This is a genomic window from Pseudomonas sp. PB105, assembly GCF_009764655.1.
GTDB lineage: Bacteria > Pseudomonadota > Gammaproteobacteria > Pseudomonadales > Pseudomonadaceae > Aquipseudomonas > Aquipseudomonas cyclaminis.
Genome location: NZ_RWIO01000093.1, coordinates 155388 through 169779, shown reverse-complemented (window position 1 = coordinate 169779; position 14392 = coordinate 155388). Strand labels below are relative to the sequence as shown.

At 62.0% G+C, this 14392-nt stretch carries 11 protein-coding genes; 6 read left to right on the top strand and 5 right to left on the bottom strand.

Annotation, left to right across the window (positions count from 1 at the left end):
- Position 1: 1 nt before the first annotated feature.
- The 4 genes from EJD88_RS23940 (at position 2) to EJD88_RS23925 (ending at position 4570) form a co-directional block, all read left to right on the top strand.
- Positions 2-1708 carry a putative 2-aminoethylphosphonate ABC transporter permease subunit gene (locus tag EJD88_RS23940; RefSeq protein ID WP_158879170.1) on the top strand — a complete coding sequence of 569 codons (1707 nt, stop codon included), beginning with the start codon at positions 2-4 and terminating at the stop codon, positions 1706-1708.
- A gap of 19 nt (positions 1709-1727) precedes the next feature.
- On the top strand, positions 1728-2750 hold the full coding sequence (locus EJD88_RS23935; protein WP_158879169.1) for a putative 2-aminoethylphosphonate ABC transporter substrate-binding protein: 1023 nt from the start codon (positions 1728-1730) through the stop codon (positions 2748-2750).
- A 123-nt stretch (positions 2751-2873) separates the two neighbouring features.
- Entirely contained in the window at positions 2874-3998 is a 1125-nt protein-coding gene (locus EJD88_RS23930) for a TIGR03364 family FAD-dependent oxidoreductase (RefSeq protein ID WP_158879168.1), read from the top strand.
- Positions 3998-4570, top strand: coding sequence for a phosphonate degradation HD-domain oxygenase (locus EJD88_RS23925; protein WP_158879167.1), 573 nt, complete (start codon positions 3998-4000; stop codon positions 4568-4570). The genes EJD88_RS23930 and EJD88_RS23925 overlap by 1 nt, the downstream gene beginning before the upstream one ends.
- Here the strand turns inward: EJD88_RS23925 and EJD88_RS23920 are convergent.
- Positions 4549-5916 (bottom strand): DUF3482 domain-containing protein, encoded by a 1368-nt coding sequence (locus EJD88_RS23920; protein WP_158879166.1) that lies wholly within the window; start codon positions 5914-5916, stop codon positions 4549-4551. The two genes, EJD88_RS23925 and EJD88_RS23920, sit on opposite strands and share 22 nt — an antisense overlap.
- A complete protein-coding gene (locus EJD88_RS23915; protein ID WP_158879165.1) occupies positions 5909-7279 on the bottom strand; it encodes a DUF2868 domain-containing protein in 1371 nt (456 codons plus the stop codon). Before EJD88_RS23915 ends, EJD88_RS23920 begins: the two co-directional genes overlap by 8 nt.
- Positions 7280-7348: 69 nt before the next feature.
- Between EJD88_RS23915 and EJD88_RS23910 the strand changes: the two genes are divergently transcribed.
- Positions 7349-7861: a dihydrofolate reductase gene (locus EJD88_RS23910; protein ID WP_112192686.1), complete on the top strand. Its 513-nt coding sequence runs from the start codon at positions 7349-7351 to the stop codon at positions 7859-7861.
- Between the two features lie 77 nt (positions 7862-7938).
- Here the strand turns inward: EJD88_RS23910 and EJD88_RS23905 are convergent, their stop codons facing one another.
- Positions 7939-9330 (bottom strand): L-cystine transporter, encoded by a 1392-nt coding sequence (locus EJD88_RS23905; RefSeq protein ID WP_099585874.1) that lies wholly within the window; start codon positions 9328-9330, stop codon positions 7939-7941.
- 242 nt (positions 9331-9572) lie between these two features.
- Between EJD88_RS23905 and EJD88_RS23900 the strand changes: the two genes are divergently transcribed.
- The gene (locus tag EJD88_RS23900; RefSeq protein WP_099585873.1) at positions 9573-10634 is read left to right on the top strand and encodes a phosphorylcholine phosphatase; all 1062 of its coding nucleotides are present in this window, start codon (positions 9573-9575) and stop codon (positions 10632-10634) included.
- Positions 10635-10788: 154 nt separating this feature from the next.
- On the opposite strand, the gene EJD88_RS23895 is transcribed toward EJD88_RS23900, so the two are convergent.
- The gene (locus tag EJD88_RS23895) at positions 10789-12225 is read right to left on the bottom strand and encodes a hypothetical protein (RefSeq protein ID WP_158879164.1); all 1437 of its coding nucleotides are present in this window, start codon (positions 12223-12225) and stop codon (positions 10789-10791) included.
- Between the two features lie 124 nt (positions 12226-12349).
- Positions 12350-14191 carry a dihydroxy-acid dehydratase gene (ilvD, locus tag EJD88_RS23890; RefSeq protein ID WP_032884175.1) on the bottom strand — a complete coding sequence of 614 codons (1842 nt, stop codon included), beginning with the start codon at positions 14189-14191 and terminating at the stop codon, positions 12350-12352.
- Positions 14192-14392: the final 201 nt, after the last annotated feature.

The window sequence follows — 14392 nt, the reverse complement described above, 5'->3', positions numbered from 1 at the left end:
GATGGCCGCTGTTATGACCCTGCCGCGTCAGATATCCCGTGCCGAAATCGGCGACCGCTTCTTCGTGCTCGGCGGCAAACTGCTATGGCTGCTTTTACTCGGCGTAGCGGTGTTGATGCCATTGCTGGCGATCTTCTGGCGTGGCTTCAGCAGCGAGGCCGGGCAAGGTGGCGGGCTGGTGGCTGCGCGGGAATTGCTCACCAGCGCCAACTTCCATTGGCTGCTGGGCAATAGCCTGAAAGTCTCTCTCAGCGTTGCGGCGATTGTCGTACCGCTGGCCTATCTGTTTGCCTACGCCCTGCAACGCACGTTGATTCCGGGCAAAGCGATCTGGCGTGGCCTGTCGCTGCTGCCGCTGATGGCGCCTTCGATGCTGCCGGGGATTGCGTTGGTTTACCTGTTCGGCAACCAGGGCATGTTGCGCGGGCTGCTCTCGGAGAATATCTACGGGTTCTGGGGGATTGTTCTGGGTGAGGTGATCTACACCTTCCCACATGCGCTGATGATTCTGCTGTCGGCGCTCTCCTTGGCCGATGCGCGGCTGTTCGACGCGGCCTCCAGCATGGGCGCCAGCCCCGCCCGGGCATTTCGCAGCATCACCTGGCCAGCTACGCGCCAGGCGGTGTTCGCCGCGTTCTGTCTGGTGTTCACCCTGACCATCACCGACTTCGGCGTGCCCGTGGTGGTTGGCGGTGATTATCAGGTGCTGGCGCTGGAAGCCTACAAAGCGGTGGTCGGCCAGCAACAGTTTGGTCGCGGCGCCTTGATCGGTATGGTGCTGTTGCTGCCAGCGCTGTTCAGCTTTGGCGTGGATGCCTGGTTGCGCCGGCGTCATGGCGATTCCATGAGCGGTCGCGCCCAGGTGTTCCGGCCGGCGCCATCGCGGCTGAGGGATGGCTGCTACCTGGCCATCGTCCTATTGATCTGCGCCGTATTGCTGCTGGTGTTCGGCATGGCGGTGTATTCGTCGCTGGTGAAATTCTGGCCGTACAACCTGTCGCTGTCGCTCAATCACTATCAGTTTGAAGACACGGCGGGTGGCGGCTGGCTGGCCTATCGCAACAGCCTGGCCATGGCCCTGTGCACGGCACTGATCGGCAGCGTGCTGATCTTCACCGGCGCCTACCTGATGGAAAAAACCAAAGGCCAGAAGGGTTTGAACCTGGCGCTGCGCCTGCTCAGCTTTGTGCCGATGGCCGTGCCGGGCTTGGTGCTGGGCCTGGGCTACGTGTTTTTCTTCAACCTCAACGGCAACCCGCTGCATGTGTTCTACGGCTCCATGACCCTGCTGGTGGTGTGCACCATTGCGCACTATCTGACCACTGCACAGATGACTGCCACCACCGCACTGCGCCAGTTGGACGCTGAGTTTGAAGCCGCTGCGCTGTCGCTCAAGGCGCCGCTGTACCGCCATTACCTGCGCGTCACGGTGCCGATCTGCCTGCCGGCGTTGCTGGACATCGTGCGCTACCTGTTTGTCTCGGCGATGACCACCGTGTCCGCCGCGATCTTCCTCTACAGCCCCGACACCATTCTCGCCGCCGTCGCCGTGCTGAACATGGACGACGCCGGCAATGTGGGCGGCGCGGCGGCCATGTCGACCCTGATCCTGTTCACCTCGGCCAGCGTCTCGCTGCTGCTGGCGTGGGCCTCACGTGGCGCGTTGCGCCGCTCCCAAGCCTGGCGCCAGACCGCGCCCGGCCAATAATCCCTGAAGGAGGTGTTCCATGTTCAAGCCCCTGGCGCTGGTCGCTGCCGTACTCACTGCATTCAGCCTGAATGCCTTCGCCAAGACCGAGCTGACCGTGTACACGGCCCTCGAAGCCGAGCAGTTGAAGACCTACAAAAAGGCCTTCGAGCAAGCCAACCCTGATGTTGAGATCAAGTGGGTCCGTGACTCCACCGGCATCATCACCGCCAAGCTGCTGGCCGAGAAAGACCGCCCGCAAGCCGACGTGGTGTGGGGCCTGGCGGCCTCCAGCCTGGCGATCCTCGATCAGCAGGGCATGCTGGACAACTACGCGCCGAAAGACCTGGACAAGATCGGCAAGAACTACCGCGACGCCGCCAACCCGCCGGCCTGGGTCGGCATGGATGTGTGGGCCGCAACGATTTGCTTCAACACCGTCGAAGCCGAGAAACAAGGCCTGAGCAAACCAGTGAGCTGGCAAGACCTGACCAAGCCCGAGTACAAGGGCAAGATCGTCATGCCCAACCCGGCTTCTTCCGGCACGGGCTTTCTGGACGTCAGCGCGTGGCTGCAGACCTTCGGCGAGAAGCAGGGCTGGCAGTACATGGACGACCTGCACCAGAACATCGGCCAGTACGTTCACTCCGGTTCCAAGCCGTGCAAGCTGGCCGCTTCGGGGGAATTCCCGATTGGTATTTCGTTTGAATACCCGGCGGTGCAGCTCAAGCGCCAGGGCGCGCCGCTGGACATCATCCTGCCTAAAGAAGGCCTGGGCTGGGACATCGAAGCCACGGCCCTGATCAAGGGCAGCGCCCACGCCGATGCGGCGAAAAAACTCGCCGACTTCTCCGCCAGCCCTGCGGCGATGGAGTTGTACAAGGACAACTTCGCCGTGCTCGCCCAGCCGGGTATCGCCAAGCCGCAGACCGAATTGCCGGCCGACTATGAGCAGCGTCTGATCAAGAATGACTTTGGCTGGGCATCGAAGAACCGCGACAGCATCCTGACGGAATGGCGCAAGCGGTATGACGGGAAGTCGGAGAAGGTGGCTGCTCAGTAAGTTTTCGTTAGGGCTGATGGCCTCATCGGGGGCAAGCCCCCTCCCACCAGATCAAATGTGGGAGGGGCGGTGCGACGATTCGACTTGCCCCCGATGGCGGCCTTGAAAACAGGACATCACTTCATGACACAACTACTGATCATCGGCGCCGGCATCCTCGGCCTGTCCCACGCCTATGCGGCCGCCAAGCGCGGCCTCAAGGTCAAGGTGTTCGAGCGCAGCGCCACGCCGTTGGGCGCTTCGGTGCGCAACTTCGGCCAGGCGCTGGTCACCGGCCAACCACCGGGCCCGATGCTCGACCTGGCGCGGGAAAGCCGCGAGATCTGGGGCCACTGGGCACAAGTTGCCGGCCTGCAACTCAAGCGCAATGGCTCGTACCTGTTTGCCCGCACCGAAGCCGAAGAACACTTGTTGGAAGCCTTCTGTGAGGGGCGTGCACAAGAGCACGGCTACAACGTCGAACTGTTGCAAGGCGCGGCGATGAAGGACCTGTATGGCGGCCAGTTTCGCCATCACCGCGCCGCGCTGCATGGCAAGGACGATCAGCAGCTGTATTCCCGCGAGGCGATCCCGGCGCTGATCAACTACCTGGCTCAAGAATTGAAAGTGGAGTTTCACTTTTCAACCCTGGTGCGCGATGTAGAGCCAGGCCAACTCCACAGCACGGCGGGGAGCTTTCGCGGCGAGCAGATCATCGTCTGCTCCGGCCACGATTACCAAACCCTGCTGGCCGAATCGATCGCCGAACTCAACCCGAGCATCTGCCGCCTGCAAATGCTCCGTGCGCGGCCGGCGGTGAATCTGAACCTGCAACACGCCTTGCTCACCGGTTTGAGCTGCGTGCATTACGGCGCTTTCGCCGACTTGCCCGAAGCCGCGCCGGTCCAGGCACAAATCCTGCGCGAAGCCCCTTACCTGCATGAGCACGGTATTCACCTGCTGATCAGCCCGACGCCTCATGGCGAACTGATCATCGGTGATTCCCACGACTACGGCAGCGATGCGTCACCGTTCAACGCCGAACAGGTCGATGACTGGATGATCGAATTGGCCGAGCAGACCCTCGGTTGCAATATCCAAGTGGTGGAGCGTTGGCAGGGTGTGTACGGCTCGCGGGGGCCGGGGCCGTTTTCATTCCTGCGCGTGGCACCAGGCGTGAGTGCAGCGTTGATGCACACCGGTGTGGGCATGAGCGTGGGGCCGGCAATGGCCGAGCGCAATATCCGCACGTTATGGGGGCCGGCGTGATGAGCCGGGAACAGGTGATCGCCGAGGTCTTCGGCTTGTATGAGCGGCACGGCGCGGCGGATTACATCGGCGAGCCGGTGTCGCAGATCGAGCACATGTCCCAGGCCGCTCAACTCGCCATGGCCGAAGGCTTTGATGATGAAGTGGTGCTGGCGGCGTTTTTCCACGACATCGGGCATCTCTGCGGCCAGGGCGAGGAAAACATGGGGGGTTATGGCGTGGTCAGCCATGAACGGCTGGGGGCGGATTATTTGCGTCGGGCGGGGTTCAGCGAGCGCATGGCCACGTTGGTGGAGTATCACGTGCAGGCCAAGCGCTACCTGACCTTCAGCCAGCCGGACTACTACGCGCGCCTGAGCGAAGCCAGCCGTCGTACCTTGGCCTACCAGGGTGGCGTGATGACCGCCGAGGAAGCCCAAGCCTTTGAGCAAGACCCGTTGTGCGCAGTGAGTGTGCGCATGCGCCACTGGGACGAGCAGGCCAAGGAGATGCATGTAGCGCTGCTGGACCTTGAGGTGCTCAAAGCCAAGGCCCTGCAGCTACTGGTTGATCAGGATTCGTCCAACCGCTGAGCCAAGGCTTCGACCTGCTCCTGGCGCTCGGCCTGGCTCAGCCTGGCGTTGGGGTTGAGCGACGACCATTGCGGGTGGGCGCGGGCTTTGTGCAGCGCGTCCGGCAACTTGCCTTCGCGCCAGGTTTTGTCCTGGGGCGTGTCGACCTTGATGCTGTGCATCGCCGCATGGCCGCGCAGGTCCAGCGCCTTGAGTAGCTGGCGTTGGCGCAGGGCCAGCAGGCGCAGCACGCTGTCGTCGACGGTCAACTCGCGGTGGCCCTTGATCTTGCCTAGCAGGCGACTGCCATAGCTGCGCGCGGTTTGCAGCGCGCCGCCGGCGATGGCGCCGGCCAGGGCGGCGGCGCCCAGTGTCAGCCCGCCGACCAGCAGATCCACCCCGGCACCCGCCGCCGCACCGGCAGCGATCCCGCCACCGACGCGCACGCCGAGTTGCTTGAGGGTTTCCGGGTTGAACAGGTCATCGCCCCAGCGCCCATCCAGCAACGGCAAGTCGCTGGCGGCTGCATCTTGTGGGCGGAAACCAAACAGTTTGAGCAGGGCTTCCACGCATTTTTGTTCGCGCTGGCGCACGGCCTTGCGCAATTCGCCGATGGCTTGCTGCTCATCTTCGGTGACCACGCTGCGCCGGCACGCGGCGCAATCGATCAATAATTCGGCGATCAAACGAGCGGCGCTTTGCTGGCGGGCCTGGCGTTGGGCTTGCTGATCCAGGATCAGCCGTTCCAACTGCGGCCGTGCGTTTTCCAGCAGCAGGGCCAGGCTTTCATACAGGCGACGCTCGCCGTCTTCCGGCGGCGCGACACTGTCAAAACGCACCAGCGCATGCAGGCCGAGGCGGGCCAGGGCTTCACGCCAGTCTGGCTCGCGGTGGTCGCTGCTGCTGACGAAATTGAGCACGGGCAGCAACGGCTTGCCGCAACTGGCCAGCACTTGTAGCTCGTCGCGGTACTTGGCCAGCACCGGCTCGCGGGCGTCGATCACATACAAGCCGGCATCGGAGGCCAGCAGTTGGCGCAGCACCTTGGCTTCCTGTTCGAAACGCTGGCGCGCTTCGCTGCCTTCCAGGAAGCGCGTCAGGCGGGCCGGCCCATCAAGGCGTTCGCCGGGGCGATCCAGGCGTTCCAGGTAATCGAGCAGCGCGATGGCGTCTTCCAGGCCGGGTGTGTCGTACAGCTCCAGCAAGGCTTCGCCGTCCACCGACAGGCGTGCGCCTTCCACATGGCGCGTGGTGCTGGGGCGATGGGAGACTTCACCGAAGCCAACATCACGCGTGAGGGTGCGCAGCAACGAGGTCTTGCCGACATTGGTGTGGCCGACCACGGCGAGTTTCAGTGGTTTAGTCATGACCGGTCTCCAGCCAGTTCAGCGGCGCGCAGTCGGCGAAGGGCAGCTCCAGCTGTTGCAACGCGGTGTGCCAATCGCCCAGGCGTTCGGCATCCAGCGCCTGGCCCGGCGGTGCTTGCAGCAACCAGACGCGGGTGGCGGTGGCGCTGCGCGCGAGTTCGGCGATCAGCGCCAGGCTGCCGCGATCCGGCGAACGGCGCGGGTCGCAGGCGATGGCCAGGCGTGCGGGCGGGAAGCGGGTGAGCTGTTCCAGCAGCTTGTTGCGCGACTCACGGCTATCGAGGATGCCGGCGTTTTTCACCTGGGCCGGCAGCTTGGGCGGCCAGGGGTGCTGGTCGTCCAACTCGATGGCCACCAGCAGGGCGCCGTCGCTTTCCAGTTCACTGACGCCACCGGTGACGTGGTGCAATTGTTCGGGCGCGGCATCGTTGACCCCAAGGCGTTCGCTGCTCGGCATCAGACGCTCGCGCAGTTGGCTGTAGCCCGGCAGGTTCAGGTCCAGGCGCAAGGCTGTGCGCCCGCGTTTCCAGCGCCACAGGCACAGCAACGCGAGGATCAGGCGGGGCAGCAGGCCATAGACCAGCAGCACGCCGACCAGCCAGGCGGCCCAGGCTTGGCGGGCGCTTTCGATATTCAGGGCGGAGTCGCCGCTGGCGCGGATCATCTCGACGGTCGGCACATTGAAGCCCAACAGAGCAGGCAAGGTGCCGATTGCCTGGGTGACGGCGACGAAGGTGTCGGCACCGAGAATAGTGGTTTCCCACACGAAGCCGTAGCGGCGGGTAGCGAGTAGGGTAAGCAGAATCACCATGGCGCTGAGCAACGCCAGCAACCATAGACTGTTGACCAGCACGCCTACGGCCCAGCGATTGAGTTTCTGCCGTTGCAGTAGCAGTAACAGTGCAGGCGCCAGTTGGGCGGCTTTGGCATCACGGGCGAATTTTTCGCTGAGCCACAACCATAGTCGCCCGAGGCTGGCACTGTGCTCACCGGCAAACAGCAGGCCTAACGCCCAACTGATCAGCAGGATCAGGTTCAAGCCAAGCAGGCTGCCCAGGGCCCAGAACACATTCACCGGGGTCAGGCCGTTGCCCAGTGCAGCAAACGCCAGCCCTGCGCCACTGATGATCGCGACGATTGCCAGCAGCACCAGCGCCAGACGCGCACCTTGCAGCCAGCGGGTGAGGGCCGCCGCTAGCCCATCGCGTTCGGCCAGGTGCAAGGCGCGCTGCTGGATACGTGTCGGCAGGTCGCCCCCGGCCGTGCGGGCCAGGCGGTTGGCTTCCAGGTCTTCCAGCGGGCCTGCGTGTTCTTCGCGCAGGCGCACGGTTTCTGTCAGCCAAAGTGTGTGCAGTGGAGTCACGCGTAGTCCTGTTGTGTTTGTGAGCCTGGAGCATAACCCCTGGCTCGGGGCTCTGGTATTCTCGTCGCCATGAAAAAAACTCTCCCTTTAAGCCTGATCGCAGCCCTCGGTGAAAACCGTGTGATCGGCGTCGACAACAGCATGCCCTGGCATTTGCCGGGGGATTTCAAATATTTCAAGGCCACCACCCTGGGCAAGCCGATCATCATGGGGCGCAAGACCTGGGATTCCCTGGGCCGACCGTTGCCGGGGCGCTTGAACCTGGTGGTTAGCCGTCAGACCGACCTGGCGCTGGAAGGTGCGGAAGTTTTTCCGTCACTCGATGCCGCCGTAGCGCGGGCTGAAGCCTGGGCGCTGGAGCAGGGCGTGGATGAGCTGATGCTGATCGGCGGTGCGCAGTTGTATGCGCAGGGGCTGGAGCAGGCGGATCGCCTGTATCTGACGCGGGTGGCGCTGAGCCCTGAGGGCGATGCGTGGTTTCCGGCGTTTGATATGAGCCAGTGGAAGCTGGTTTCAAATCTGGAGAATCCGCCTGAAGGGGATAAGCCGGCTTACAACTTTGAGGTGTGGGAGAGGGCCTGAAAGCATCGGGGGCAAGCCCCCTCCCACATTGAAATGCATTCCAAATGTGGGAGGGGCTTGCCCCCGATAGCGGTCTATCAGGCCTGCGCCAATTCCCCATGCTCATCGGCATCCAACAGCGCTTTATCCGTCTGCCCCATGATCTGGCTCGTAATCGCGCCCGCCGTCATCGAGCCGTTCACGTTCAGCGCCGTACGGCCCATGTCGATCAGCGGTTCAACGGAAATCAGCAGCGCCACCAGTGATACCGGCAAGCCCATGGCCGGCAGCACGATCAGCGCGGCAAAGGTCGCTCCGCCGCCCACGCCCGCCACACCGGCCGAACTCAGGGTCACAATCGCCACCAGGGTCGCAATCCACAACGGGTCCAGCGGGTTGATGCCCACGGTCGGCGCTACCATTACCGCCAACATCGCGGGATAAAGACCGGCACAACCGTTCTGGCCGATGGTCGCGCCAAACGAGGCGGCGAACCCGGCGATGGATTGCGGGATGCCCAGGCGGCGGGTCTGCGCCTCAATGCTCAACGGGATGGCTGCTGCGCTGGAGCGGCTGGTGAAGGCGAAGGTCAGCACCGGCCAGACCTTGCGGAAAAACCGCAGCGGGTTGATCCCGGCCAGCGACAGCAGCAGGCCATGCACCACGAACATCAAGCCTAGGGCCAGGTACGACACCAGCACAAAACTGCCGAGCTTGATGATGTCTTGCAGGTTGGAACCGGCGACCACCTTGGTCATCAGCGCCAATACGCCGTACGGCGTCAGCTTCATCACCAGGCGCACCAGGCGCATCACCCAGGCTTGCAGGGTGTCGATGGCGTTGAGCACTTTCTGGCCTTTTTCCACGTCATCCTTGAGCAGTTGCAGCGCGGCGACCCCCAGGAATGCAGCGAAAATCACCACGCTGATGATCGACGTCGGCTTGGCCCGGGCCAGATCGGCGAACGGGTTCGACGGCACGAACGAGAGCAGCAGTTGCGGGATGTTCAGGTCGGCGACCTTGCCCGCGTAATCACTCTGGATCACTTGCAGGCGCGCCATTTCCTGGGTGCCGGCCACCAGGCCATCGGCGGTGAGGCCGAACAGGTTGGTCAGGCCGATACCGATCAGCGCCGCAATCGCGGTGGTGAACAGCAGCGTGCCGATGGTCAGGAAGCTGATCTTGCCCAGGGACGCCGCGTTATGCAGACGCGCCACAGCGCTGAGGATCGAGGCAAATACCAGCGGGATCACGATCATTTGCAGCAATTGCACATAGCCGTTGCCGACCAGGTCGAACCAGCCGATGGAGGCCTTGAGCACCGGGTTGCCGGCACCGTAAATGCTGTGCAGCGCCACGCCGAACGCCACGCCCAGTACCAGAGCGAACAGGACCTTCTTGGCGAGGCTCCAGTTCGTGCGGCGGGTTTGTGCCAGGCCCAACAGCAGGGCCACGAACACCAGTAAGTTGAGAATCAGGGGCAGATTCATTGAAGCTCCGTTGAGAAGGCAGCCAATCGCGAGAGCCTGCGATTGCGAACCGGAAAGCCTAACAGCTTGATATTTATTGATTTAATACCGATATGGAATGGCAACTGTCGTTTTTGGAATAAGCCGTTGACGCTCAGGTGTATGCCGCTGGCGGGATCAGGACGCGCGCAGTCGTGCTCAACATGGGAACTGTCACGTGGATTTGTTAGCGTCGATGTCTTTCACTCAGGGAGACAACGCCGATGAAGCTCGCGCCGAAACTACTGGTATCCGCCGCACTGTGCCTGGGACTCGCCAGCCAGGCGTTTGCCGCCACCGAGTTGAAACACTGGCCCGCGCCTGCCGCCAAGCAACTGAACGACATGATCGCCGCCAACGCCAACAAGGGTAACTACGCGGTGTTCGACATGGACAACACCAGCTACCGCTACGACCTTGAAGAGTCCTTGCTGCCCTACATGGAAAACAAGGGCCTGATCACCCGCGACAGCCTCGATCCTTCGCTCAAGCTTATGCCGTTCAAAGACACCGCCGACCATAAGGAAAGTCTGTTCAGTTACTACTATCGACTGTGCGAAGTGGACGACATGGTCTGCTACCCGTGGGTTGCCCAGGTGTTTTCCGGCTTCACCCTCAAGGAACTCAAGGTCCAGGTGGATGAGCTGATGGCGTCCGGCAAGCCCGTGCCGGTCAGCTATTTCGAAGGCGATGTGGTGAAGAAGTCCGAGGTGCAGCCGCCGAAAGTCTTTACCGGCCAGACCGAGCTGTACAACAAGCTGATGGAAAACGGCATCGAGGTGTACGTGATGACCGCCGCTTCCGAGGAACTGGTGCGCATGGTCGCGGCGGATCCGAAGTACGGCTACAACGTCAAACCCGAAAACGTCATCGGCGTGAGCACGCTGCTCAAGGACCGCAAGACCGGCGAGCTGACCACGGCGCGCAAACAGATCACCGCCGGCAAGTATGACGAGAAGGCCAACCTTGGCCTGGAACTCACGCCGTACCTGTGGACCCCGGCAACCTGGATGGCCGGCAAACACGCGGCGATCCTCACCTACATCGACGAATGGAAAAAACCGGTGATCGTCGGCGGCGACACACCGACCAGCGACGGCTACATGCTGTTCCACGATGTGGATGTGGCCAAGGGCGGCGTGCACCTGTGGATCAACCGCAAGGACAAATACATGACCCAACTCAACGGCATGATGGCCAAGCACGCGGCGGCGCAGGCCAAGGAAGGGTTGCCGGTGACGGCGGACAAGAACTGGGTGATCGTCAAGCCGGAGGAGATTCAGTAAGACCGAGTTGCCCTTATCGCAGGCAAGCCAGCTCCCACATTTGAAAGTGTTCACAAACCGAAATGTGGGAGGGGGCTTGCCCCCGATGGCGGCCTTGAGAGCACCACAAAGCCCAGCCTAAATATAGATATTAATTGCGAACCAACCCTCGCAATCATTGCGCCGATTTCAGATCCCAGTTCCACACGCCAAGCATTGTGTTCTCCTGCACCTGAGCGAACAGCCCATAGTCGGCGAGGTACCATGATTTAAAGGTCCAGTCCTGTTTGGGCATTTTCATTGTGATGCACTCCAGCATTCTGGCCGAACCGTGTAAGGCTGGATTCAAGCTGCTTGCGGGTTGCTCACGGACAACGCGGCAGGTCACCGTCCTTGGCTCGCTGGTTTCGAGCGAAGGGCTAGCATCTGGTTTGACTGATTTTGACCAGGTTCGTGTGTAACTGACGTGGCTGTCGAGGGGCAAGTTGCGCCAGTCGCCTTGAAAGCTCAACGCCACCAAGGCACGTGATTCTGTCTTTTTCTCAGCGGTTTTGCGGTCGATCTTGTGGCTTGCCAACTCAAACAGGCCCCTGAACGTCAGGTCTAGAGAAAACCCAAGTGCTGAATCCTCGGTTTGGACGAGGGTCTGAGCGGACGCGGCATCAGTGCTGATGAGCGTCTGTTTTGTCTGATCACCGATGCGTGTGCCGTTGAAGAGCACGGCCTCATAGTCGTAGTCCAATCGGCCCAGGACGCTTGGAGGCACCGGCAGTTCCAGGGCTCGGATGGCCGCTAACACGGCCGGATTGGCAACCGGTGTGCTGATGACCGGCGCCAGTGGCTGGCGTGGCTTGGCCTCAGGTAGCCGGCCCAGCGCTGCGGGTGATTGGCAAGCAGCCTTGAATACCTCTTGGTGGTCGGCAGAAGCCTGCTTCAGCGGCGTTGGATCGAGTTGGACCTGGACACTGCCGTTGGCGACCTGTCGAGCGTCGTCGAGATTGAATTGGCTCAGGCGTATGATCGTTTGCTTTGTGCAATCAAGGGCCAGTCGCTCTTGGTTTTGCGCCACCAACAACGAGTTCTTGATGATCTGGTAGTGCTGATAACGGTGCGCGGCCCATACGTACAAGAGTCCACCGTTTTGTTCCAGGCTATTGCGGTCCAGAAGCAACCAATCCTGATCAACCGCTGCCGTCAACGCTCGCCAATCGGGTGCGGGCCGTGCCTTGCAGACGTTTTGCAGTTGCGCGCTGTGCTGCAATTGCTGAGCTTGCGGGGCAGGTAAATCGGAGCCCGTCCCATCCAAATTGGCAAATGGTCTGAAACTGGTCCGAGTCGGGTAGGACATTCTTCCTGGGCCTCGGGTGCACGATGCGTCGAACCGAACAATTGCCGGGTTTTGTTTCAGCTCGACCATGTAGGTGATCCGATCACCTTCGCGCACGATGGAGTGGTCCATCGCCGGTAGCGTCAGTGCCTCATTAAACAGTGCCAAGGCTGGATGCACTTGAGGTGCTTGAGAGGTCGGTGGGGTACTGCAACCGGTCAGGATGAGGGTCAGTAACGAAGCACACCCTGCGGTCGGGTATAGAAAGGTCAAACGTGCGTCCATGCGGGAACCATCCATGAGAATTCTGGCGCACACTTTATCGCTCCGAGGGTAAAAGGCAAAAACCGGTTGAACGGACAGGCAAAAAAATGCCCCGCACCAGGCGGGGCATTTTTATGGGCGTGGCTTACAGACCGTCAAGCATCGCCTTGTTACGCACGGCACCTTTATCGGCGCTGGTGGCCAGCAGGGCATAAGCCTTCAAGGCGGTCGTCACTTTACGTGGACGCTTCTCAACCGGCTTCCAACCTTTCTTGTCCTGCTCGACCCGGCGTGCCGCCAGTTCTTCGTCGCTGATCAACAGGTTGATCGAGCGGTTCGGAATGTCGATCAGCACCTTGTCGCCATCCTGCACCAGGCCAATCGCGCCGCCCGCAGCAGCTTCCGGCGAAGCATGGCCGATGGACAGGCCTGAGGTGCCGCCGGAGAAGCGGCCATCGGTCAGCAGGGCGCAGGCTTTGCCCAGGCCTTTGGACTTGAGGTACGACGTCGGGTACAGCATCTCCTGCATACCCGGGCCGCCTTTCGGGCCTTCGTAGCGGATGATCACGATGTCGCCTTCTTTCACTTCGTCGGCGAGGATGCCGCGTACCGAGCTGTCCTGGCTTTCGTAGATCTTGGCGCGACCTTCGAAGACGTGGATGGATTCATCCACACCGGCGGTTTTGACCACGCAGCCGTCGAGGGCGATGTTGCCGTACAGCACGGCCAGGCCGCCTTCTTGCGAGTAGGCGTGCTCGACACTGCGGATGCAGCCGTTTTCACGGTCGTCGTCGAGGGTGTCCCAACGGGTCGACTGGCTGAACGCAGTCTGGGTCGGGATGCCCGCCGGGCCGGCCTTGAAGAAGGTGTGCACGGCTTCGTCGTCAGTCTGGGTGATGTCCCATTTGGCGATGCCTTCGGCCAGGGACTTGCTGTGCACCGTCGGCAGGTCGGTGTGCAGCAGGCCGCCACGTGCCAGGGAGCCCAGGATCGAGAAGATCCCGCCGGCGCGGTGCACGTCTTCCATGTGGTACTTCTGGATGTTCGGCGCGACTTTGCACAGTTGCGGCACGTGACGGGACAGACGGTCGATGTCGCGCAGGTCGAAGTCGATCTCGGCTTCCTGGGCGGCGGCCAGCAAGTGCAGGATGGTGTTGGTGGAACCGCCCATGGCGATGTCCAGGGTCATGGCGTTTTCGAACGCCTTGAAGTTGGCGATGTTGCGCGGCAGTACCGAGTCATCGTTCTCGGTGTAATAACGCTTGCACAGCTCGACGATAGTGCGGCCGGCCTGCAGGAACAGCTGCTCGCGGTCGCTGTGGGTCGCCAGTGTCGATCCGTTGCCCGGCAAGGCCAGGCCCAGGGCTTCCACCAGGCAGTTCATCGAGTTGGCGGTGAACATGCCGGAGCACGAGCCGCACGTCGGGCAAGCGCTGCGCTCGTATTCCGCGACCTTCTCGTCAGAAGCGCTGGAATCGGCGGCGATGACCATGGCGTCGACCAGGTCGAGGCCGTGGGAGGCGAGTTTGGTCTTGCCGGCTTCCATCGGGCCGCCGGAGACGAAGATCACCGGGATGTTCAGGCGCAAGGAGGCCATCAGCATGCCGGGGGTGATCTTGTCGCAGTTGGAGATGCACACGATGGCGTCGGCGCAGTGGGCGTTGACCATGTATTCCACGGAGTCGGCGATGATCTCGCGGCTCGGCAGCGAATACAGCATGCCGTCATGGCCCATGGCGATGCCGTCGTCCACGGCGATGGTGTTGAATTCCTTGGCCACGCCGCCAGCGCGTTCGATCTCGCGGGCGACCAGTTGGCCCAGGTCCTTGAGGTGGACGTGGCCCGGTACGAACTGGGTGAACGAGTTGGCAATCGCGATGATCGGCTTCTTGAAGTCGTCATCTTTCATCCCCGTGGCACGCCACAGTGCGCGCGCGCCGGCCATGTTGCGGCCGTGGGTGGATGTTTTCGAGCGGTAATCTGGCATGGAGCACTCCGGGCGGCTAATCAGGTAACTACTAATCAGGTACTACTGGGGAGTGAGCTTCTGTTGACGTCTGGAACACCCGAAAAAATGGCACTGGTGTCCGGAAGTTGCCGCAAACGTGACGGGATCGCCGTGCGCCTTGGCCTTGAGCTCATAAACCCGCCGGGGGATGACTGGCGATGAATAGGGCCGATTCTACAC